The 22520-nt window shown below is 70.3% G+C and carries 19 protein-coding genes and 1 pseudogene; 9 read left to right on the top strand and 11 right to left on the bottom strand.

What is annotated here, in order from left to right; genetic code table 11:
- The first annotated feature begins 5 nt into the window (after window positions 1-5).
- Complete coding sequence (locus tag ACYUED_RS11565) at window positions 6-575, top strand: dienelactone hydrolase family protein (protein ID WP_491292192.1); 570 nt, start codon at window positions 6-8, stop codon at window positions 573-575.
- On the opposite strand, the gene ACYUED_RS11560 is transcribed toward ACYUED_RS11565, so the two are convergent.
- The 6 genes and pseudogenes from ACYUED_RS11560 to ACYUED_RS11535 form a co-directional block, all read right to left on the bottom strand.
- Window positions 572-2242, bottom strand: a complete 1671-nt coding sequence (locus tag ACYUED_RS11560; protein WP_491292190.1) for an alkaline phosphatase D family protein — start codon at window positions 2240-2242, stop codon at window positions 572-574. The two genes, ACYUED_RS11565 and ACYUED_RS11560, sit on opposite strands and share 4 nt — an antisense overlap.
- A gap of 316 nt (window positions 2243-2558) precedes the next feature.
- Window positions 2559-2903 (bottom strand): hypothetical protein, encoded by a 345-nt coding sequence (locus tag ACYUED_RS11555; protein ID WP_491292189.1) that lies wholly within the window; start codon window positions 2901-2903, stop codon window positions 2559-2561.
- Between the two features lie 136 nt (window positions 2904-3039).
- Window positions 3040-3303 (bottom strand): annotated as a pseudogene (locus ACYUED_RS11550) (hypothetical protein); the annotation flags it as partial.
- Between the two features lie 244 nt (window positions 3304-3547).
- Entirely contained in the window at window positions 3548-4372 is an 825-nt protein-coding gene (locus ACYUED_RS11545) for a thioredoxin domain-containing protein (protein ID WP_491292188.1), read from the bottom strand.
- A gap of 79 nt (window positions 4373-4451) precedes the next feature.
- A complete protein-coding gene (locus ACYUED_RS11540) occupies window positions 4452-5153 on the bottom strand; it encodes a hypothetical protein (protein ID WP_491292187.1) in 702 nt (233 codons plus the stop codon).
- A 68-nt stretch (window positions 5154-5221) separates the two neighbouring features.
- Window positions 5222-6562: a DUF2252 domain-containing protein gene (locus tag ACYUED_RS11535; protein WP_266679182.1), complete on the bottom strand. Its 1341-nt coding sequence runs from the start codon at window positions 6560-6562 to the stop codon at window positions 5222-5224.
- Window positions 6563-6821: 259 nt separating this feature from the next.
- Between ACYUED_RS11535 and dnaE the strand changes: the two genes are divergently transcribed.
- Entirely contained in the window at window positions 6822-10361 is a 3540-nt protein-coding gene (gene dnaE / locus ACYUED_RS11530; protein WP_491292186.1) for a DNA polymerase III subunit alpha, read from the top strand.
- 92 nt (window positions 10362-10453) lie between these two features.
- On the opposite strand, the gene ACYUED_RS11525 is transcribed toward dnaE, so the two are convergent.
- A complete protein-coding gene (locus ACYUED_RS11525; protein WP_266512647.1) occupies window positions 10454-10618 on the bottom strand; it encodes a hypothetical protein in 165 nt (54 codons plus the stop codon).
- 234 nt (window positions 10619-10852) lie between these two features.
- On the opposite strand from ACYUED_RS11525, the gene ACYUED_RS11520 reads away from it, so the two are divergent.
- The 4 genes from ACYUED_RS11520 (at window position 10853) to ACYUED_RS11505 (ending at window position 14813) form a co-directional block, all read left to right on the top strand.
- Window positions 10853-12064: an NYN domain-containing protein gene (locus ACYUED_RS11520; protein ID WP_491292185.1), complete on the top strand. Its 1212-nt coding sequence runs from the start codon at window positions 10853-10855 to the stop codon at window positions 12062-12064.
- Between the two features lie 122 nt (window positions 12065-12186).
- Complete coding sequence (locus ACYUED_RS11515) at window positions 12187-13161, top strand: ABC transporter ATP-binding protein (protein WP_491294213.1); 975 nt, start codon at window positions 12187-12189, stop codon at window positions 13159-13161.
- A gap of 100 nt (window positions 13162-13261) precedes the next feature.
- Window positions 13262-14083: an ABC transporter permease gene (locus ACYUED_RS11510; protein ID WP_491292184.1), complete on the top strand. Its 822-nt coding sequence runs from the start codon at window positions 13262-13264 to the stop codon at window positions 14081-14083.
- Window positions 14084-14117: 34 nt separating this feature from the next.
- Window positions 14118-14813 (top strand): AAA family ATPase, encoded by a 696-nt coding sequence (locus ACYUED_RS11505; RefSeq protein ID WP_491292183.1) that lies wholly within the window; start codon window positions 14118-14120, stop codon window positions 14811-14813.
- 426 nt (window positions 14814-15239) lie between these two features.
- Here the strand turns inward: ACYUED_RS11505 and ybaK are convergent, their stop codons facing one another.
- From ybaK to ACYUED_RS11485, 4 genes are all read right to left on the bottom strand, one after another.
- Window positions 15240-15743, bottom strand: coding sequence for a Cys-tRNA(Pro) deacylase (gene ybaK, locus ACYUED_RS11500; RefSeq protein ID WP_491292182.1), 504 nt, complete (start codon window positions 15741-15743; stop codon window positions 15240-15242).
- Window positions 15744-15762: 19 nt separating this feature from the next.
- Window positions 15763-16503: an LON peptidase substrate-binding domain-containing protein gene (locus tag ACYUED_RS11495; protein ID WP_491292181.1), complete on the bottom strand. Its 741-nt coding sequence runs from the start codon at window positions 16501-16503 to the stop codon at window positions 15763-15765.
- A gap of 11 nt (window positions 16504-16514) precedes the next feature.
- On the bottom strand, window positions 16515-17555 hold the full coding sequence (locus ACYUED_RS11490) for a hypothetical protein (protein WP_491292180.1): 1041 nt from the start codon (window positions 17553-17555) through the stop codon (window positions 16515-16517).
- Window positions 17556-17697: 142 nt separating this feature from the next.
- The gene (locus ACYUED_RS11485) at window positions 17698-19275 is read right to left on the bottom strand and encodes an oxidoreductase (protein WP_491292179.1); all 1578 of its coding nucleotides are present in this window, start codon (window positions 19273-19275) and stop codon (window positions 17698-17700) included.
- Between the two features lie 180 nt (window positions 19276-19455).
- Here ACYUED_RS11485 and hisD point away from each other — a divergent pair, with 180 nt between their 5' ends.
- Genes hisD through hisB form a run of 3 tightly spaced genes read left to right on the top strand, consistent with a single transcriptional unit; the run spans window position 19456 to window position 22519 of the window.
- On the top strand, window positions 19456-20796 hold the full coding sequence (gene hisD, locus ACYUED_RS11480; protein WP_491292178.1) for a histidinol dehydrogenase: 1341 nt from the start codon (window positions 19456-19458) through the stop codon (window positions 20794-20796).
- Complete coding sequence (locus tag ACYUED_RS11475; protein WP_491292177.1) at window positions 20793-21929, top strand: histidinol-phosphate transaminase; 1137 nt, start codon at window positions 20793-20795, stop codon at window positions 21927-21929. Before hisD ends, ACYUED_RS11475 begins: the two co-directional genes overlap by 4 nt.
- The gene (gene hisB / locus ACYUED_RS11470; RefSeq protein WP_491292176.1) at window positions 21926-22519 is read left to right on the top strand and encodes an imidazoleglycerol-phosphate dehydratase HisB; all 594 of its coding nucleotides are present in this window, start codon (window positions 21926-21928) and stop codon (window positions 22517-22519) included. The genes ACYUED_RS11475 and hisB overlap by 4 nt, the downstream gene beginning before the upstream one ends.
- Window position 22520 lies beyond the last annotated feature (1 nt).

The raw sequence follows: 22520 nt of genomic DNA, 5'->3' as shown, positions 1-22520 counted from the left end.
GCCTCATGAACATCATGCTCTTTCACTCGACCTACGGCCTCAGGCCCGCGGTGCGCGAGGCCGCTGACCGGCTGCGCGGCGCCGGGCACGAGGTCTGGACGCCGGACCTCTTCGACGGGCGGACGTTCGAGACGGTCGAGGAGGGCATGGCCTTCAAGGACGAGATCGGCAAGGACGAACTGCTCAGGAGAGCCGTCCTGGCCGCCGCGCCGTACTCGGAGCGGGGCCTTGTGTACGCCGGGTTCTCGCTCGGTGCCTCCATCGCGCAGACTCTCGCGCTCGGCGACGAGAAGGCCCGCGGGCTGCTGCTCCTGCACGGCACCTCGGACATCGCGTCGAACGCCTCGGTGGACGACCTGCCGGTCCAGCTGCATGTCGCCGAGCCGGACCCGTTCGAGACGGACGACTGGCTGACCGCCTGGTATCTGCAGATGGGCAGGGCGGGCGCCGACGTCGAGGTGTACAGATACGCGGGGGCCGGCCACCTCTACACCGACCCAGAGCTGCCGGACTACGACGGGGAGGCCGCCGAGGCCACCTGGCGGGTGGCACTCGGCTTCCTCGAAACGCTCTAGACCGGGTCGTAGGTCCGCTCGACCTTCTGCGTGCCGGTGCGTGTGCGGTACGAACGCACCCATGTCGAGGTCGCGTCGGCCTTCGTGCGGTCGGACAGGACGTAGTAGTCCATCTGCGCCCGGTCGGCGGTGATGTCGAGGACGCCGTAGCCGTGGCGGTCGGTGTCGACCCAGTGGACGTGCCGGTTGGCGGCGCGGATGATCGGCGAGGCGATCGCGGAGACCGTGCCCTCGGGGACCTTCACGATGTCGTCGAGGTTGTCGGACGTCACCGAGGTGACCACGAACTCCGTGGCGGCGGAGGCCGACAGCGGGTAGGTACCGGCGTCCACGGGCACGTCGTTGGCCCAGGCCATGTGGATGTCGCCGGTCAGGAAGACGGTGTTGCGGATCGCGTTGGAGCGCAGGTGGGCCAGCAGCTCACGGCGGTCGTCCGTGTAACCGTCCCACTGGTCGGTGTTGAGGGCGAGGCCCTCCTGCGGCAGCCCGAGCAGCTTCGCCAGCGGCTTGAGCAGGTCGGCGGAGAGGGAGCCGACGGCGAACGGCGAGATCATCACCGAGTTGCCGACCAGCCGCCAGGTGGTGTCGGAGGCCTTCAACCCGGCCTTCAGCCAGTCGAGTTGGGCGCGCCCGGTGATCGTACGGTCCGGGTCGTCGACCGAACCGCTCGCCGTGGACGCCTGCTGGGAGCGGAAGGAGCGCAGGTCCAGCAGGGACAGGTCGGCGAGCTTGCCGAAGCGCAGCCGGCGGTAGGTGGTGCCCGCGATCGCCGGGCGGACCGGCATCCACTCGAAGTAGGCCTGTTTGGCTGCCGCCTTGCGGTCCGTCCAGGTGCCCTCGGCGCCCTCGGTGTGGTTGACCGCGCCGCCGGACCAGGCGTTGTCGGCGAACTCGTGGTCGTCCCAGATCGCGACGACCGGCGCCTTGTGGTGCAGGGCCTGCAGATCCGGGTCGGTCTTGTACTCGCCGTGCCGGGTGCGGTAGTCGGCGAGCGTGATGATCTCGTGGGCCGGGGCGTGCGGGCGGACGACCGTGCCGCGGGCCGCGTACTCGCCGGACTTGTACTCGTAGATGTAGTCGCCGAGGTGCAGCCAGGCGTCCAGGTCGCCACGGGCCGCGAGATGGCGGTACGAGGCGAAGTAGCCGCCCTCCCAGTTGGCGCAGGAGACCACGCCGAAGCGCAGGCCGGACACGGCAGCGTCCGCCGCGGGCGCGGTGCGGGTGCGCGCCGCCGGGGAGTCCGTACCGCCCGCCGAGAAGCGGAACCAGTAGTCGGTGGCCGGCTGCAGGCCCCGTATGTCCGCCTTGACGGTGTGGTCGGAGGCGGCGGTGGCGTTGATCGAGCCCTTGGCGACGATGTTCGTCAGCGCCTTGTCCTTGGCGACGATCCAGCTGACCTCGGTGTCCGGGCCGAGCCCCGAGCCGGGTGTCGCCTCGGCGGTGGGCGTCACCCGGGTCCACAGCAGGATGCCGTCGGGCAGCGGGTCGCCGGACGCGACGCCGTGCAGGAACTGAGGGGTCTCGGCGGCGGCGCGGGCCGGGAGCGCGGCGGCGAGCGGGCCGGCCAGCACAGCGGTCGCCGCCGCGGCCTTGACGACCGTACGGCGGCGGGGCTTGGGGGAGTTGAGGTCCTGGGATGCCTCTGACGTTCTGTATCGACTGGTCACGACCGATCAGGTTACTGATCGGTAAGCGCAGGAGCGGGCGAACTCCGAAAGTTCGCCCGCTCTTCATGCGGAACGTGAAATTCCGTGTCGGAGTCACGACGGCCGAGCCGGCCCTGCCGGCTTCCGCCTTTCCGGGCCCCGCCCCGCCGTCGGTCCTCCCTTTGAAGCGGAACGTGAAATGCGTCACGGTTCGCATTCGCCGTTCGGCGCCGCCTCCATCACAACAAAGCGCCCCCTCGGACCCATTGAAGGAATGCCGAGGGGGCGTTTCAAGCAATCGCGGAACCGGCCGGATGCCGGCCGGTTCGGACGCCGGTCAGCAGTGCTTCACGGTGCCCGACTTGAGAGCCAGGTGTCCGCTGTAGATCCAACCCTCGTTCACGCGGACCCACTGGTTGCCGTAGCTGTTGACGGTGAAGCACCAGGCGTTCAGGTCGTGGCCCGGCGCCATGCTCATCAGCGCCGTACACTCCGACGCGGGCTCCTTGTACGCCTTCGCGCCGCCCACGACCACGACAACCCCGTTGGATATGTTGCTCGCCGACACGTGATCGCAGGCTGCGGCAGCCGCCGTGCCCGCGGTCGCCACGTTCACCGCGATGCCGCTCACGGCCAGCGCGGTCGCCCCGAGTGCCCCCGCCAGCTTCTTGTGGAATCCCATGTGCACCCCTCGTTTTCTTACCAAGGTCATCTTGCGAACCCTGATTCAACCGGCTGCCGATGGAGCCCACCACAGGGATTTTGGAAAACATCTGGCCGAAATGTTCCCCGGCGGGAGCGCGATTTCCGCGCCGCGATTACCGCCGGGAAGCGACGTCGTCGTCCGGGGCGGACGGCCCGGGACGGTCGAGCCCCGGAATGCGGACGACGCGGAAGAGGCCGACGAAGATCTGGTGGTCGGCGCGGGCGCGGGCACCGTAGGAGTGGGCGAACTCCACCAGCCCCGCGGCGAAGCCGTCCTCGACGCGGGCGACGGCGGCGTCGATGGCGTCCTCGGTGGAGAACGGCACCAGCGAGTGGCCGCTCTCGTCGTCCGCCGCCGCGTGCATGACGGCGGTAGCGAGGAGCTCCCCCGGCACCGACGACCGGCGGGAGGGCCTCTGAATGACGGGTCGGTCACCACGACGGACCAGGCCGAGGCAGGTCACGCGCACTTTGTCGCGAACGGTGACAAGCTCGCCGTCCGTTCTGCGACTACACCTGGGTCGAGGCGTAATCGCCTGACCTTTGAGTCGCAAGTCGAATGGGAAGTGTCCCGGGCCTGAAGCCGGCCCGGGACACTTCCCATTTCCGTGGGCTGCGGAACTAGGAGTTGAGAGCCTTCTGTATTGCGGCATTGAAGTCGGTGACCGACATGGGAGGGTTCTTGCCGTCGCTGCCGGTGACGATCTTGCCGTCCATAAGCAGCGTCGGGGTCCCCTGGAAACCGTACTTCTTTCCATCCGTGTTGAACTTGCCGCCCATCACGAGGGCCCACTTGTCGTAGGTCCCCTTCTTCACGGCATTCTGGAACGCCGTGTTGTTCTTGAGGGCGCTCACGGTGTTCGCCACCTTGATCAGGTAGTCGTCGCTCTTGAACTTGTCGTCCTGCTCATCCGGGTGGTATTTCGTCGAGTAGAGAGCGGTCTTGTACTCGAGGAAGGCCTCGGGGCTGACGTTCAGGGCCGCGCCCAGTGCACTCAGCGCGTTCTTGGAGCCCTCGCCCGGGATATTGGTGTCGATGAACGTGGCGCCGACGTACTGAATTTTGAACTTGCCGGCATCGAGATCCTTCTTGACCGTCGAGCCGACCGTCTGCTCGAACTGGGCGCAGACCGGGCAGCGCGGGTCCTCGTACATCACGAGGGTCTTCTTGGCTGTGCTCTTTCCGATGACGACGGTCGTACCGTCCGTCCCCGTGCTGTTGGCCGGCTTGACCAGCTTCTCCTTTTTCACCGCATCCCAGCCGCTGGGCTTGTTGGCCTGGACGACGGCGTAGCCTATGCCGCCGGCCGCCGCCAGCACGGCCACGACCGAGCCGGCCACGATGATCTGCCGCTTGGTCTTGGCCCGCTTGGCCTGACGCTCGCGTTCCTGCCGCAGCCGCTCCCGGGCCGCCGTCTTCGAGCTCTGGCTGTTCCGCTTGCTCATGTTGGTGTTCTCCATGTGGGACGCGCACCTGTCGTACGCGGGATACGTGTGGGGGAGTGATCGTGCTCGGAGGTGTCGCTCAGACCACGGCGACCGAGCACGGCGGTCCACGCCGTCCCAGGGAGTGCACGAAAAGCCGGTCGCGGACGACGGCGGAGGGCAGCCAGCGGCGCCACATGCGCCGTAGCGCCGAGGCCGGCCGCACGGTCACCGCGCTGACCGCCAGCTGCAGGGGGCGGACCGCTGTCCACGCTGTCGCGCCGACCGCCCGCAGCAGCTGGGCCAGGGCCCGCTCACCGCGGCGCAGCCAGGCGGTGGCGAGCAGGCCGACTCCGATGTGCGCGCCGAGCAGCAGCCAGGCGGCGGCCGGGTCGGCGTGCGCGAGCAGCGCGGCGAGCCGGTCGCCGCCGGTGTGGGTCATCCGCGCCAGCGGAGTGCCGACCTGTGTACGGCTTCCGCACAGCAGGTCCCAGCCGACGGAGCGCAGGGCGCCGGCCACCGGGCCGCCCGCCCGGCCGTAACAGACGTGCTGACCGGTGGTGAAGACCGTGTCCGCGGCCAGCTCCAGAGGGATCAGCAGGGCGGCGATCGGTCCGAAGCCGCGCTCGCGGCCGGCCAGTGCGTAGGCGACCACGAACACGGTGACGGCTACCGCGGCCACCGTGTTCAGCGGCAGCGGGACCTGCGACAGCAGCACGTGCGACGCGGTGCTGAGCGTCACGACGAGTGACGTGAACAGCGCCGCGCGAAGCGCTCTGAGTCGGGTCCCGGATATGTCCATGGCGAGGGAGAGTCTGTCACGAGCCCTGCTAAAGGACCCCTAAAAGGTCCCTGTGAGATCTCCGACCGTCACAGACCCGGAATCCGGCCGTTGCGGAACAGGTCCACGAAGATCTGGTGGTCGGCACGCGCGCGCGTGCCGTAGCTGTGCGCGAAGTCGGTCAGCAGACCCGCGAAGCCGTCCTCGTCGGCGGCGATCGCCGCGTCGATGGCCCGCTCGGTGGAGAAGGGCACGAGGGACTCGCCGGACTGGTCGTCCGCCGCCGCGTGCATGGTGGCCGTGGCCCGGCCGAGGTCGGCGACGACGGCCGCGATCTCCTCCGGGTCGTCGATGTCGCCCCAGTCGAGGTCGACCGCGTACGGCGAGACCTCGGCGACCAGCTGCCCGGCGCCGTCCAGCTCGGTCCAGCCCAGCCACGGGTCGGCGTGCGCCTGCAGGGCGCGCTGCGAGATCACCGTGCGGTGGCCCTCGTGCTGGAAGTAGTCCCGGATCGCCGGGTCGGTGACGTGTCGGGAGACTGCCGGGGTCTGGGCCTGCTTGATGTAGATCACCACGTCGTTCTCCAGGGCGTCGCTGTGGCCCTCGAGAAGGATGTTGTACGACGGGAGACCGGCCGATCCGATGCCGATGCCGCGGCGGCCGACCACGTCCTTCACGCGGTACGAGTCGGGGCGGTCGAGCGAGGCGTCCGGCAGCGTCTCCAGGTAGCCGTCGAAGGCCGCCAGGACCTTGTAGCGGGTCGCCGCGTCCAGCTCGATGGAGCCGCCGCCGGGGGCGAAGCGGCGCTCGAAGTCGCGGATCTCCGTCATCGAGTCCAGCAGCTCGAAGCGGGTCAGCGAGCGGGCGTCGCGCAGGGCGTCCAGCAGCGGGCCCTGGGCGGTGTCCAGGGTGAACGGCGGCACCTCGTCGCTCTTGGCGCCGGTCGCCAGGGCGTGGATGCGCTCGCGGTACGCGCCCGCGTACACCTCGACCAGCTCGGTGATCTGGTCGTCGCCGAGCGCCTTCGCGTATCCGACGAGGGCGATGGAGGCGGAGAAGCGCTTGAGGTCCCAGGTGAAGGGGCCGACGTACGCCTCGTCGAAGTCGTTGACGTTGAAGACCAGGCGGCCGTTGGAGTCCATGTACGTGCCGAAGTTCTCCGCGTGCAGGTCGCCGTGGATCCACACGCGTGAGGTGCGCTCGTCCAGGTACGGTCCGCCCCGCTTCGACCCGAACTGCGAATTCGCGGTGAGGTCGTGGTAGAAGAGGCACGCCGTGCCCCGGTAGAACGCGAACGCGGAGGCCGCCATCTTGCGGAACTTCACGCGGAACGCGGCGGGGTCGGCGGCCAGGAGCCGGCCGAAGGCGGTGTCGAAGACGGTGAGGATCTCCTCGCCGCGCTGCTCGTCGTTGAGCTCGGGTACCGACATCGCGGGGTGCCTCCTGGTGCCTGGATGTGTACGACGGCGTTTCTGTAGTTTCCAACGGGCGAGGGTGCGCGGAAGTGCCCGCGATCCTCGCAGTGAAGGTACGCGGGGGAGCCCCCGGAGTGTCAGTGCCGAGGCATAGACTTCGACGCTGTCCCCCAGACTGGCCGCCCGCCTGTCGCCGAGTGCCCACCCGTCGCCCGACCACCACCCCTCAACGAGGCGCTTCGCGCCGCAGCGCTTTATTTTTGGAGGCCACGCCGTGTCAAAGCCGCCGTTCACGCACCTGCACGTCCACACCCAGTACTCGCTGCTGGACGGTGCCGCGCGGCTGAAGGACATGTTCGACGCGTGCAACGAGATGGGCATGACCCACATCGCCATGTCCGACCACGGCAACCTTCATGGTGCGTACGATTTCTTCCACTCCGCGAAGAAGGCCGGAGTCACCCCGATCATCGGGATCGAGGCGTATGTCGCCCCCGAGTCGCGGCGCAACAAGCGCAAGATCCAGTGGGGCCAGCCGCACCAGAAGCGCGACGACGTCTCCGGTTCCGGTGGTTACACCCACAAGACGATCTGGGCGGCGAACGCGACGGGCCTGCACAACCTCTTCCGGCTTTCCTCGGACGCGTACGCCGAGGGCTGGCTGCAGAAGTGGCCCCGTATGGACAAGGAGACCATCTCCCAGTGGTCCGAGGGCCTGATCGCCTCCACCGGCTGCCCCTCCGGCGAGGTGCAGACCCGGCTGCGCCTCGGTCAGGAGGAGGAGGCCCTGAAGGCGGCCGCCGACTACCAGGACATCTTCGGCAAGGACCGGTACTTCCTGGAACTGATGGACCACGGCATCGACATCGAGCACCGGGTCCGTGACGGCCTCCTGACGATCGGCAGGAAGCTCGGTATCCCGCCCCTGGTCACCAACGACTCGCACTACACGTACGCGCACGAGGCGACCGCGCACGACGCGCTGCTGTGCATCCAGACCGGCAAGAACCTCTCCGACCCGGACCGCTTCCGCTTCGACGGCACCGGCTACTACCTGAAGTCCACGGACGAGATGTACGCCATCGACTCCTCGGACGCCTGGCAGGAAGGCTGCCGCAACACCCTCCTGGTGGCCGAACAGGTCGACACCGCCGGGATGTTCGAGGCCAAGAACCTCATGCCGAAGTTCGACATCCCCGACGGCTTCACCGAGGTCACCTGGTTCCAGGAGGAGGTCCGCCGCGGCATGGAGCGCCGCTTCCCCGGCGGCGTCCCCGACGACCGCCAGAAGCAGGCCGAGTACGAGATGGACGTCATCATCCAGATGGGGTTCCCGGGCTACTTCCTCGTGGTCGCCGACTTCATCATGTGGGCCAAGAAGCAGGGCATCGCGGTCGGCCCCGGCCGTGGCTCCGCGGCCGGCTCGATCGTCGCGTACGCCATGGGCATCACCGACCTCGACCCGATCCCGCACGGCCTGATCTTCGAGCGGTTCCTCAACCCCGAGCGCGTGTCCATGCCCGACGTCGACATCGACTTCGACGAGCGTCGGCGCGTCGAGGTGATCAGGTACGTGACGGAGAAGTACGGCGCCGACAAGGTCGCCATGATCGGCACCTACGGCAAGATCAAGGCGAAGAACGCCATCAAGGACTCCGCGCGCGTGCTGGGCTACCCGTACGCGATGGGCGACCGCCTCACCAAGGCGATGCCCGCCGACGTCCTCGGCAAGGGCATCGACCTCAGCGGCATCACCGACCCCGCGCACCCGCGCTACAGCGAGGCCGGCGAGATCCGGGCGATGTACGAGAACGAGCCGGACGTCAAGAAGGTCATCGACACCGCCAAGGGCGTCGAGGGCCTGGTCCGGCAGATGGGCGTGCACGCCGCCGGCGTCATCATGTCCAGCGAGCCCATCGTCGACCACGCCCCGGTCTGGGTGCGCCACACGGACGGCGTGACCATCACGCAGTGGGACTACCCCCAGTGCGAGTCGCTCGGCCTGCTGAAGATGGACTTCCTCGGCCTGCGCAACCTGACGATCATGGACGACGCCGTCAAGATGGTGAAGTCCAACAAGGGCGTCGACCTCGACCTGCTGGCCCTCCCGCTCGACGATCCGACGACCTTCGAACTGCTCCAGCGCGGCGAGACCCTGGGCGTCTTCCAGTTCGACGGCGGCCCCATGCGCTCACTGCTGCGCCTGATGAAGCCCGACAACTTCGAAGACATCTCCGCCGTGTCGGCGCTCTACCGTCCGGGCCCGATGGGCATGGACTCGCACACGAACTACGCGCTGCGCAAGAACAAGCTCCAGGAGATCACCCCGATCCACAAGGAGCTGGAGGAGCCCCTCGAAGAGGTCCTCGCGGTCACCTACGGCCTGATCGTCTACCAGGAGCAGGTGCAGAAGGCCGCCCAGATCATCGCCGGCTACTCGCTCGGCGAGGCCGACATCCTGCGCCGCGTGATGGGCAAGAAGAAGCCCGACGAACTGGCCAAGAACTTCGTCCTCTTCCAGGCCGGCGCCCAGAAGAAGGGCTTCAGCGACGAGGCGATCCAGGCCCTGTGGGACGTGCTGGTCCCCTTCGCCGGCTACGCCTTCAACAAGGCGCACTCGGCCGCGTACGGCCTGGTCTCGTACTGGACCGCGTACCTCAAGGCCAACTACCCGGCCGAGTACATGGCCGCCCTGCTGACGTCCGTCAAGGACGACAAGGACAAGTCGGCGATCTACCTCAACGAGTGCCGCCGCATGGGCATCAAGGTGCTCCCGCCGAACGTCAACGAGTCGGTGCACAACTTCGCCGCGCAGGGCGACGACGTGATCCTCTTCGGCCTGGAGGCCGTCCGCAACGTCGGCACGAACGTGGTCGAGTCGATCATCAAGAGCCGCAAGGCCAAGGGGAAGTACGCCTCCTTCCCGGACTACCTCGACAAGGTGGAGGCGGTCGCCTGCAACAAGCGCACCACGGAGTCGCTGATCAAGGCGGGCGCCTTCGACACCATGGGCCACACCCGCAAGGGCCTCACCGCGCACTTCGAGCCGATGATCGACAACGTGGTCGCGGTCAAGCGCAAGGAGGCCGAGGGCCAGTTCGACCTCTTCGGCGGGATGGGCGAGGAGGAGAGCAGCGAGCCCGGCTTCGGACTCGACGTGGAGTTCACCACCGACGAGTGGGAGAAGGCCTATCTGCTCGCCCAGGAGCGGGAGATGCTCGGTCTGTACGTCTCCGACCACCCGCTCTTCGGTCTGGAGCACGTGCTGTCCGACAAGGCCGACGCGGGCATCTCCCAGCTCACCGGAGGCGAGCACGCGGACGGCGCGGTCGTCACCATCGGCGGCATCATCTCGGGCCTGCAGCGCAAGATGACCAAACAGGGCAACGCCTGGGCGATCGCCACGGTCGAGGACCTCGCCGGCTCCATCGAGTGCATGTTCTTCCCGGCGACCTACCAGCTGGTGTCGACCCAACTCGTCGAGGACGCGGTCGTGTTCGTCAAGGGCCGCCTCGACAAGCGCGAGGACGTGCCACGGCTGGTGGCGATGGAACTCCAGGTGCCGGACCTGTCGAACGCGGGCACCAACGCGCCCGTGATCCTCACCATCCCGGCCACCCGGGTCACCCCGCCGATGGTCAGCCGCCTCGGCGAGATCCTCAGCCACCACCGGGGCGACAGCGAGGTCCGGATCAAGCTGCAGGGCCCGACCAGGACGACCGTCCTGCGCCTCGACCGCCACCGGGTCAAGCCCGACCCGGCGTTGTTCGGCGACCTCAAGGTGCTGCTCGGCCCGTCCTGCCTGGCCGGCTGAGGGCGGGCACACGGACATGCGCGAGGGGCGCACCCTGCACGGGGTGCGCCCCTCGGCTTGTGCCTGGGTCTCAACAACCCTTTATTCAGATGTCAGTTGTGACCGAAGCTCTTCTGCCGGCCCTTGCGGGGCATGTCGCCCGGGGTGATCTGCGTGGCACGCTGCTCGGCCTGTGCCTCCATCGAGGTCTCCTGGGCCTGCTGCTGTCCGCGCTCGGACTGCGGCTGCTTACGGTTCTGCTTCTTGTTCTTGGCCATGGTTCTGCCTCCTGTGGGGGATCTAGGGGCCAGGGCCGGGACCAGATTCACATAGGCTGACAACGAGCGCATTTCGGATAATTACCGTCTGTTACAGGGCTTGTCGGAGCGCGAGGGTGCGAGGTCCGCGCCGAAACGCCACGCCGAAGATCGAGTTCGGGCCGTTAACCCCCGCGCAGTCGGGCAGACTCGAAGGAAGCCCGAAGCAAACCTCCCGGAAAGAGGGTGGAACGCGTGGACCGCTGCATCGTCCTGGTGGACGCCGGGTATCTGCTGGGGGCCGCCGCCAGTCTCCTCGCCGGTGAGCCGTCACGCTCCCGCATCACCGTCGATCACACCGCCCTCATCCAGGCCCTGCGTGAACGCGCCGAGTCCGACACCGAGCGGCCGCTGCTGCGCATCTACTGGTTCGACGGCGCCCCCGACCGCGTCCCGCAGCCCGAGCACCGCCGGCTGCGCGTGATGCCCCGGGTCACCGTCCGGCTCGGTGCCCTGACCCGCAGCGACGGACGCTGGGCCCAGAAGGGCGTCGACGCCGCCATGCACGCCGAGCTGACCGAGCTGGCCCGCAACCGCGCCTGCTCCGACATCGTCCTCGTCACCGGCGACGGCGATCTGCTGCCGGGCATGATGGCCGCCAAGGAGCACGGCGTCGCCGTACATCTGTGGGCGGTTCAGGCGGCCGACGGTGACTACAACCAGTCCGAGGACCTGGTCGCGGAGGCGGACGAGCGGCGTGTCCTCGACCGCACGTGGATCACCAAGGCCGTACGGGCCAAGGACCTCGGCGGAATCTGCGCGCCGTCGCCGGTGCCCCGGCCCGAGATCGCCGCGATCCTCTCCGCGCCGCTGCCCGACTCCTCGCTCGCCCAGCGGCCCGAACGGACCGCCGAGGAGGTCGAGCACGCCCCGGCCGAAGCCTCGGAGAACGGCACGCAGGAGCGGGTCCCCGCGCCCAAGGGAGTGCCCACCCCCAAGGACCTGGCCGCGCTGCGTGCCCCCGGAGTGCAGCCCGCCCAGCATCCCGCCAACGCGACCCTGCGCTGGTCCTCCGACAAGGGCTGGGTCGACCGGCCCGTCGCGGAGGCCCCCGAAGCCGCCTCGATGCCGACGCTGGCGCAGCTGACCACGGCGGAGCAGCGGTGGGCCGACCGGGAGGAGGACATCACGACGGTCGGCGGCGATCCCTTCGAGGTCGGGCAGGTGTTCGCGCGGCGGTGGATGGAGAGGCTGGGCGACCAGAGCCATCTGCAGAAGCTGTCCGGGATGTACCCGCGGGTCCCGCACCGCGTCGACGGGGAGCTGCTGCGCTACGCCGCCCGCTTCGGGCTGCTCGCCCACAAGGACGACCAGATCGACGAGCACGACCGGTACGCGATCCGGGCCGGGTTCTGGCGGGAGATCGACGTACGGACGGCCGCGGAGCACGCGCCTGCCGGGGAGTAGTTCCTTACCGGTGGATGTGCCGTTATGGGGCGACCCGGGAGCGGCCGGACGCCGTCGACCCCGTACCCTCGTCCTTTGTGAGTACGCGCGCGGCACAGGCACTTCGGCATGGTGGGGATGTCGTGTGCGCGGTGCGCGGGCTGACCAAGACCTATCCGGCGATGCGGGCGCGGCGGGGTGTGCCGGGGACGCCCGAGGTACGGGCCACGGACGACGTACGTCTGGACATCCGCCGGGGTGAGATCTTCGGTCTCCTCGGCCCGAACGGGGCCGGCAAATCCACCCTCGTCCGACAGCTGACCGGGCTGATGCGGCCCGACTCCGGGCGGGTCGAGATCCTCGGGCACGACATCGTGCGGCACCCGGAGCGGGCCGCGCGGATCCTCGCCTACCTGGGACAGGAGTCCAGCGCGCTCGACGAGCTGACCGTGTCGCTGGCCGCCGAGACGACCGGGCGGCTGCGTGGCCTTCAGGCGCGGCAGGCGCGGGACGAGCGGGACGCCGTACTCGAGGAGCTGGGCCTGACGGCGATCGCCGGGCGGCCGCTCAAGAAGCTGTCCGGGGGGCAGCGGCGGCTCGCGTGCCTCGCCGCCGCGCTGGTCGGGGAGCGGCCGCTGCTCGTGCTCGACGAGCCCACCACCGGGATGGACCCGGTGGCCCGGCGGGCCGTGTGGGCGGCCGTGGACCGGCGGCGGGCCGAGCGCGGGACGACCGTGCTGCTCGTCACCCACAACGTCATCGAGGCCGAGACCGTCCTCGACCGGGTCGCCGTCCTCGACCGGGGCCGGGTCATCGCCTGCGACACCCCCGCCGGGCTCAAGGAACAGGTCGCCGGGGAGGTCCGGGTCGAGCTGGTGTGGCGCGAGACGGCGCCCCTGCACGTCCCCGAGGTCGCCGCGCTCAAGGAGCGGGCCGCCGAGGCCGGGCGCCGCTGGACGCTCAGGCTCGCCCCCGAGGAGGCGAGGGCGGTCGTCGCCACCGTCACCGGCGGCAGCGCCTTCGCCGCGCTCGACGACTTCACGCTGGCCACGCCCAGCCTCGAGGACGTGTACCTGGCGCTGGGCGGCGCCGCGCAGCAGGGGCTGGTGAAGGCATGAGCGACGTGGTCGTGAGTGCGCGGACCGCCGCGGCCGTATGGTCCCTACGGGAGAGGCCCAGCGCCTCAGTGGGCCCGAGCGAGAAGGGGAGCAGCGCGACGTGAGTGTCGTACCCGCCGATGCCCTGCCGGGCAGTGCCCTGGCGGTGGAGGAGGCCGACAGCGGCGCGGCCGAGCTCGGGCCGCGGGCGCGGATGTGGCCCGCTCTCGTCGCCGTGTACCGGGCGCAGCTGTCGCGCGCGCGGGTCGCGCGGATTCCGCTGCTGTTCGTGGCGACCTTCCAGTCGGTCGGGATCATGGTCCTGATGCGCGGGGTCGTGGACGGCGGGGGCGAGGCCGAGTCGGTGGTGGCCGGGGCGTCGGTGCTCGTGGTGGCGTTCGTCGCGCTGAACCTGCTGGCTCAGTACTTCGGGCAGCTGCGGGCGAGCGGGGGACTCGACCACTACGCCACGCTGCCCGTGCCGCCGGCGTCCGTGGTGCTGGGGGCGGCGGGCGCGTACGCGTCGTTCACTGTGCCGGGGACCGTGGTCACGGCGGTGTTCGGGTGCGCGCTGTTCGGGTTGCCGATGGCGCACCTGTGGGTGCTCGTCGCGGTGATTCCGCCGGCGGGCGCCGCACTCGCGGGGCTGGGGGCGGCGCTCGGCCTGCTCGCGCCCCGGCCCGAACTGGCCACGCTGCTCGGGCAGTTGGGCATGTCCGCGGCGCTGCTGCTGGGGGTGCTGCCGGCCGACCGGATGCCGGAGGCCGTGCGGTTCGCCCGGGATCTGCTGCCGTCGACGTACGGCGTCGAGGCCTTCGCGCGGACCTTCCGGCCGCATCCCGACTGGGCCTTCGTGGCCGGGGACCTCGCCGTGTGCGCCGGCGTGGGTGTCCTCTCGCTCGCCGTCGCCACCTGGGCGTACCGGCGGGCTGCCGTCCGGTGACGCGCCGCACAGGCGGGCCTGGCACGATGGCAGGGTGACCGCACCGTTGACTCCGCCTCCGCCGCCGCATGAACCGTCCTCGCAGAACGCGTGGCAGCCGCCGGCTGCCGGACATGTGGCTCCCGCACCGCATGAGGCATCCTGGGACGGTACGTACGGACAGGACGGGCCCGGGATGAAGACCGAAGTGCGGGAGGCCGCCGTGATCACGGTGGTGGTGGCGCTCGCCGGTGTGCTGCTCGGGGTGCTGTGGTGGTGGCTGGCCCCGCATGTGCCGCTGGTCGGGAACGTGGTCGACAAGAGGTGGATCGTCTATCTGGCGGACAGCGAGGGGGAGCAGGCGATCGGAGTGGACGGAACGTTCACTCTGCTTGCGGTGGCCTTCGGCGCGGTGAGCGCGCTCGCGGTCTTTCTGTGGCGGCGGCGTGGGGGAGTGCCGTTGGTCGTGGCGCTGGGGGCCGGGGGGCTGCTCGGGTCCCTGCTGGCCTGGAAGATCGGGGTGTGGCTCGGGCCCGCGCAGGATGTGATCGCCCATGCGAAGGCTGTGGGCGAGGGGGTCAGGTTCTCTGCGCCGCTGAAGCTTGGGGCCAAGGGGGCGTTGTTGGCGTGGTCGTTGGCCGCGCTGGTGGTGCACCTCGGGTTGATGGCGTTGTTCGGGCCCCGGGATCCGGAGCCGTATCGGGAACACGGGGGTGTTCCCGAAGATCCTTACGGGGCGCCGATGGCGTAGGGAGTGGGGCTCCGGCGTGGGGCGGGCCGGTGCCGTTGTGGTCGCGGCGGTCTGTTTTCGCCCCCGCCGCCCTTCCCGTCCCGTCCCCAGGGGCTCCGCCCCTTCGACCCCGCCGGGGGCTCCGCCCCCTGGACCCCGATCGGCCTGACGGCCTCGTCCTCAAACGCCGGACGGGCTGTAAGGGCGCGGGCCGGTGCGGAGAGGTGCGGCCTCGACCGCGGGACGGGCTGAAAGGGCGCGGGCCGGTGTGGAGGGGTGCGGCCTCGTACGCCGACGGGCTGAAGTGATCCGGCCGGCGGTGAGAGGCACGGTTGTGCCGGGCGGTGGCCGTGGTTGGAGCGGCCCTTCTTGGTGCGCCACTTGCGTTTTCGGGTTTTCTTCGACATGTCCCTCGTACTGACCGAGCACGGGGCAGTCGTCGAGTGGTCAGGCGCGTCCGATGGGGGCCAGGACCGCTTCCGTCAGCTTGGTCAGGTCCTCGGGGGAGAGTTCGACCTCGAGGCCGCGGCGGCCCGCCGAGACGCAGATCGTGGTGTGGGCCGAGGCCGAGGCGTCCAGGACCGTGGGGAGTCTGCGGCGCTGGCCGAGGGGGGAGATGCCGCCGCGGACGTAGCCCGTGGTGCGCTCGGCCAGGGACGGGTCCGCCATCGCGGCGCGTTTGCCGCCGACGGCCGAGGCGAGGGCCTTCAGGTCCAGCTGGCCCGCCACCGGGACCACCGCGACCGTCAGCGCGCCGTCCACGTCCGCCACCAGGGTCTTGAAGACCCGGTCGGGTGAGACGCCCATCGCCTCTGCGGCCTCCTCGCCGTACGACGGGTGGGAGGGGTCGTGGTCGTAGGAGTGGACCGTGTACGTGACGCCGGCGGAGGTCAGGGCCACCGTCGCCGGAGTGCCGCCCGGCTGCTGCTGTTTCTTCGGCTTCTTCGCCATCTGGGCCTTCGCAGTGAGGTCAGTTGAGGCTCGTCCGGCCGCGCGTCAGGTCCGACGCCGGCAGTGACGGCAGGCTACGGATGATCGACGTCTCGGAGCGAAGGAGTTTCAGCTCGTCGCGCAACCGGGACGCGGTGTCCGGGGCCTGGAGCAGGCGCTGCTTGGTGGGCGTGTCCAGCATCATCGCCGCCGCCACCAGATAGGAGACCACGGACGGCTCGTCCGGGAGGTCGGCGCCCGTCGAGAGCGAGCGCTCACGCGCGCCCGCCAGGCGCTTCTGGTACTGGCGGAACGCGCGCAGCACGCCCTCGGCCAGCGCGCCCGCCTCGTCACCCGGTTCCTCCGGGAGTTCTTCCAGCTCCGCCGTCAGATACGGGCCCGACGCGTCCACGGACACCAGACGCACCCGGGTCGTCCCCGTCGCCAGGACCTCGAAGGTGCCGTCGGCGCGCTCGCGGATCGTCGCCGCGTCCGCGACACAGCCCGTCGCGTGGAACGACTTCGCGGGGTCGGTACCGAAGCCCGCCGAGGGCCCCCGGTCGGGCAGGGCCGTGGGGTCAGGCATGCCGGGCGCGCTCGGTGCCACCTCGTGGCCGTCGCGGATCGCCACGACGGCGAACCGGCGCGGTTCGTCCTCGGGTGCCTTGAGCAGTTCGCGCATCATTGCGCGATAGCGCTCCTCGAACACGTTCAACGGAAGCACCAGACCCGGGAACAGCACCGAGTTGAGGGGGAAGAGGGGGAGACGGACGGTGGTCACGGCGCAAAAGCCTAATGGTCGCCGGAGCCGGCGCGTCCGCCGCGCTCACTCCGTGGATACCGGGACGGGGTCAGAGGGCCTGCCGCACGGGCGCGGATGTCGCCGCGCACCCTGAGGAACAGGGCCAGCGGGTCGTCCGACATCCGGTCCCAGGGGAAGGACGTGGCACAGGGGCCGATCCGGTGGACTTCGGCGAGGGCGTCCTGCCAGCGGTCCAGCCGTACGAGGACGTACATCAGCTTGTTGCGGATCTCGGCCGGCCACGGGTCGGCGACCGGGAAGCGGGCGGACAGCGCGATCGCCCGGTCGGCCGCCGCGTCCAGCCGCTCGCGTGGCACCTCGGCACCGCCGCCGCCGTCGGTCAGGTAGGCCAGCGCCGCACGCGACGGCAGGGCCTGGATGAGGGAGTCCGGCGGGGCGTCCTGCGCGGCCCGGTCGGCGAAGTCGAAGCACTCGAGGTGGGAGCCCTGCCAGGAGGCGGCCAGATAGCGCAGGGCCGCCACATGGCAGCCGTAGTGGTGCGGGGCGCGGGGCAGTGCCGCCTCCCAGAGTTCACCGAAGTACTTGGGTCCGGCCCCGGTGCCGCGCGCGTGGTCCAGCGCGAGCCGCCACGGCACCGGGTCGCGGTCGTCGCCGCGGGCGGCCGCCGTGATCAGGGGACTCACCTCGCGCAGCAACTCCGCGCGCGCCGGGGAGCGCCAGGCGTGGTCCACCGCGAGCTGGGCTCTGAGCAGCAGCACGTCCGGGTCGTGCGGGGCGTCGGCGTACCAGCTCTCCAGCCACTGCGGGCGGGAGTGCGCGAAGGCCGCGAGCCGTCTCGTGTACCGGTCGCGGTTCTCCCAGGCGGCGGTGGCGCGCGTGGCGGCGAGCAGTGCGGCCGCGGCGCCGTGCTCGCCGCGCGCGGCCGCGACCAGCGCGGGGCCGAGGTGGTCGTCGGGCGCGTCGAGGAGCACCTCGTCGTCGGCGGGGAGTCCGGTGACGGGGCGCGGCGTGGTCCGGGGCGTCCGGGCCGTGCGACTGAACGGGTGCAGCAGAGCCATGGTGTCGACCATTGAAAGGCCGCAGGTCAACCCCGCGCCAGGGCCTATCGGCAACTCATGGAAAGTTGTACGCGGATCGGTCAAGTGCAGGTAAAGGGCGGCTGTTCAACAACTGTTCGGTCGTTGAGGACCGAGTCACGGGTTCCGCCGTACGTCAGTTGCGCCGCAGCATCCTCGTGGCCCCCGCCGCCACCGTCGTCGCCAGGATCCAGCCCAGCAGGATCATCGCCGCGGCCAGCCACTGCCAGCCGCCCTGCAGCCGCCAGACGCCGACCTGGCCCAAATCGATGACCGGGAGCAGCAGGTCGAGGGCGAACAGGGCCGGGTTCCACGGGGGGTGCCCCCCGGGCTGCACCGGCGGATGGCTCGCGTGTGCGAAGGCCAGCGAGCCCGCCGCCCACAGCACCGCCATCCACACCGCGGCCCGCCCCGGCCGGTACCCGTAGGCCACCGTCCAGTCCTGCACGTACCCCCAGAGCTTGGCGGCGATCGGCAGGCTCTCGCGGCGTCGGCGCTGCTTGGCGAGGAGCACCTCGCGGGCGTCCTCGTCCTCGCCGCCGGACCGCAGCACGGAGGCCAGTCGCTCGTACGGCTCCGGGTTGTACTCGGCGGTCGCGGCGGCCACCCAGTCGAGCCGCTCGGCGAGCGGGAAGGGCCCCTGCGGTACGAGGTTCTCGTACTGGAAACCGCCCATGTGGAGGTTGCCCGGGCCCGGCCAGGCGCTCGCCCGGTCGATCAGGTTGACGACCCGGGCGCCCGACAGGACGACCTTGCCGCGCTGCGGCCGCTCCCCGAGGAAGCGCAGCTCGGGCGTCTGCACCCGGCGCAGCGACAGTTCCTGGTCCTCGGTGAAGGTGAACCGGGCCCGCTCCAGGTCGACCGCGTCCTCGAACCGCCCGTCGTCCAGCCGCACCCCGCCCTGGCACTCGAACCGCTGGATCCGCGTCCCGCGCGCGGGCGTCGCGCCGCTCAGCATCGAGGCGCCGACGCCCGCCGGGGTCAGGTACAGCGTGCGTCCGACGGTCAGCTGGGGAGCGTTCAGCGCGAGCCGGGAGTACGGGTTGGCCAGCCGCGCACCGCGCAGGCTCAGCGAGACGCCGACCTTCGCGCTGCGCAGGCTCAGCTCGCCGTGCGACTCCAGCAGTTCGGCCTGCAGGTCCTGGCCGACGGTCATGCCGTCGGCGGCGATCGAGCGGCCGCTGCGGTCGCGGTAGACGATCGCCTGGTTGAGCATCAGATCCGTACCGATGTGCGCGTCGGTCAGCCGGATGCCGCCCTGGAAACGGCAGCGCGGGAGGTGCAGATCGCCCTCCGTGTGGACGCGGGCCGCCTCCAGGCGCGGCACCGAGCAGTCCACCAGCCGCAGGGTCGTGAAGTGGGCCTCCGGCAGCAGGACGTCCCGCTCGAAGCGGCAGTCGCGCATCTCGACGTACGGCGTGACCGTGCCGCCCGCGAGGTCCAGGGCGTCGCTGATCTGCACACCGCGCAGCTTCAGGGCCGACACACGGCCGGCCAGCGCGGGCGGGCCGTCGAGCAGCAGCCAGCACACGATGCGCGCCCGCACGGTCCGCGCGGGCCCCCAGGGATGGCCGCCGTGCGGATCGTCGACCGTTGTGTCTCCGCTGCTGAGGTCGTACACACTGCCGTTGCGGAATGCCTGCCACATCCCGGCCTCGGCGGCGGTCAGATCCTCCGGCAGGTCTCCGGTGCGGATACCGGCCCCCTCCGTCACTGCTCTTCCAGCACTGCTCTTCGAACCTCCTGGCTCACACGTTTCGCACAACTGTTCATGCCCGCTGTGTGACGCCTCGAACGCTAGACGTGAAGGCGATCTTCCGGGTTCCGCCGAGTTCTGTATCAGCCATTGATACGCGCGAACGACGCCCGAGCAGGGTCTGAGAGAATTGAGCCCGTGCTGCAATATTCCTTCTTGGCCCGCATCGATCTGCGCGGCGACGCCCTTCCCGAGGGACCCGCCCTGCGCGACCTGCTGCCCCGAGCCGACTTCGACGTCTCGGCCGCCCTGGAGAAGGTGCGTCCGATCTGTGAAGCCGTGCATCATCGGGGTGACGCGGCGCTGATCGACTTCGCCGAGAAGTTCGACGGGGTGCGCCTGGAATCCGTACGGGTCCCGGCCGCGGCGCTCGAAAAGGCTCTTGAGGAGCTCGACCCCGCCGTGCGCGCGGCCCTGGAGGAGTCCATCCGGCGCGCCCGCCTCGTCCACCGCGAGCAGCGCCGCAGCACCCACACCACCCAGGTCGTGCCGGGCGGCTCGGTCACCGAGAAGTGGGTGCCGGTCGAGCGGGTCGGGCTGTACGCGCCCGGCGGACGGTCCGTCTACCCGTCCTCCGTGATCATGAACGTCGTGCCGGCCCAGGAGGCCGGCGTTCCGTCGATCGCACTCGCCTCGCCCGCCCAGGCCGAGTTCGGCGGACTGCCCCACCCGACGATCCTCGCCGCGTGCGCGCTGCTGGGCGTCGACGAGGTGTACGCGGCCGGTGGCGCGACCGCCGTCGCGATGTTCGCGCACGGCACCGAGTCGTGTGCCCCGGCCAACATGGTCACCGGCCCCGGCAACATCTGGGTCGCCGCCGCCAAGCGCTACTTCACCGGCAAGATCGGCATCGACGCCGAGGCCGGCCCCACCGAGATCGCGATCCTCGCGGACGACACGGCCGACCCGGTGTACGTCGCCTCCGACCTGATCAGCCAGGCCGAGCACGACCCGCTCGCCGCCGCCGTCCTGGTCACCGACTCCGTCGCGCTCGCGGACGCGGTCGCGAAGGAGCTGGAGCCGCAGGTCGCGGCCACCAAGCACATCGAGGACCGGATCCGCCCGGCCCTGGCCGGCCGGCAGTCCGCGATCGTGCTCGTCGACGGCGTGGACGAGGGGCTGCGGGTGGTCGACGCCTACGGCGCCGAGCACCTGGAGATCCAGACGGCCGACGCGGCCGCCGTGGCCGACCGGGTGAAGAACGCGGGCGCGATCTTCATCGGCCCCTGGGCGCCGGTCTCGCTGGGCGACTACGCGGCCGGCTCCAACCACGTGCTCCCGACCGGTGGTTGCGCCTGCCACTCCTCGGGCCTGTCCGTCCAGTCCTTCCTGCGCGGCATCCACATCGTCGACTACACGAAGGACGCGCTGGCCGAGGTCGCGCATCACGTGGTCACGCTGGCGGAGGCGGAGGACCTGCCGGCGCACGGCGCGGCGGTCAAGGCACGGTTCGGTTGGAAGGTACCCGAGAGCAAGTGACTGGCATCGACGATCTCCCCGTACGGGACGAGCTGCGCGGCAAGTCCCCTTATGGCGCGCCCCAGTTGGACGTCCCCGTACGGCTGAACACCAACGAGAACCCGTACCGGCTGCCCGAGCCGCTGGTCGAACGCATCGCCGAGCGTGTCCGTGAGGCGGCCCGGGACCTCAACCGCTACCCGGACCGGGACGCCGTGGAGCTGCGCACCCAGCTCGCGAGGTATCTGACGGACACGTCGGGTCACGAGGTCGGCCTGGCCAACGTCTGGGCGGCCAACGGCTCCAACGAGGTCATCCAGCAGCTGCTGCAGACCTTCGGCGGACCGGGGCGCACCGCCATCGGCTTCGAGCCGTCCTACTCGATGCACGGGCTCATCGCGCGGGGCACGGGCACCGGCTGGATCTCGGGTCCGCGCACCGAGGACTTCACGATCGACCTCCCGGCCGCCGAGCGGTGGATCGCCGAGAACAAGCCGGACGTCGTCTTCGTCACCACCCCCAACAACCCCACGGGCAACGCGGTCCCACGCGAGACGGTCCTCGCGCTGTACGAGGCCGCGCAGGCGGCGAAGCCGTCGATGGTGATCGTGGACGAGGCGTACATCGAGTTCAGCCACGGCGACTCGCTGCTGCCACTCATCGAAGGTCGGCCGAATCTCGTCGTCTCCCGGACGATGTCGAAGGCCTTCGGCGCGGCCGGACTGCGCCTCGGCTACCTCGCCGCGCACCCGGCCGTCGTCGACGCCGTCCAGCTCGTACGACTGCCGTACCACCTGTCGGCCGTCACCCAGGCGACCGCGCTGGCCGCCCTGGAGCACACCGACACGCTGCTGAAGTACGTCGAGCAGCTGAAGGCGGAGCGGGACCGGCTGGTGAGCGAGCTGCGCGCGGCCGGTTACGAAGTCGTCGAGTCCGACGCGAACTTCGTGCAGTTCGGCAGGTTCGAGGACTCCCACACGGTCTGGCGGCAGATCCTCGACCGGGGCGTCCTGGTCCGGGACAACGGCGTACCCGGGTGGCTGCGGGTGTCCGCCGGTACCCCCGAAGAGAACGACGCGTTCCTGGACGCGGTCCGTGAACTACTGAGCTTTGTGGGGGACACCCCCACACCCCCGAAGGAGCAGAGCGCATGAGCCGCGTTGGACGTGTGGAACGGGCGACGAAGGAGACGTCGGTGCTCGTCGAGATCGATCTCGACGGCAGCGGCAAGGTCGACGTGTCGACAGGCGTCGGCTTCTACGACCACATGCTCGACCAGCTCGGCCGGCACGGTCTGTTCGACCTGACCGTGAAGACCGAGGGCGACCTGCACATCGACTCGCACCACACCATCGAGGACACCGCCCTCGCGCTCGGCGCCGCCTTCAAGCAGGCCCTCGGCGACAAGGTCGGGATCTACCGCTTCGGCAACTGCACGGTCCCGCTGGACGAGTCCCTCGCCCAGGTCACGGTGGACCTGAGCGGCCGCCCGTACCTCGTGCACACCGAGCCCGAGAAGATGGCGCCGATGATCGGCGAGTACGACACGACGATGACCCGGCACATCCTGGAGTCCTTCGTCGCCCAGGCCCAGATCGCGCTGCACGTGCACGTGCCGTACGGGCGCAACGCGCACCACATCGTCGAGTGCCAGTTCAAGGCGCTCGCGCGGGCCCTGCGCTACGCCTCCGAGCGCGACCCGCGCGCGGCCGGCATCCTCCCGTCCACGAAGGGCGCGCTGTAAA

The organism is Streptomyces sp. DF42, from assembly GCF_058267695.1.
This window is presented reverse-complemented; position numbering and strand designations above follow the sequence as displayed.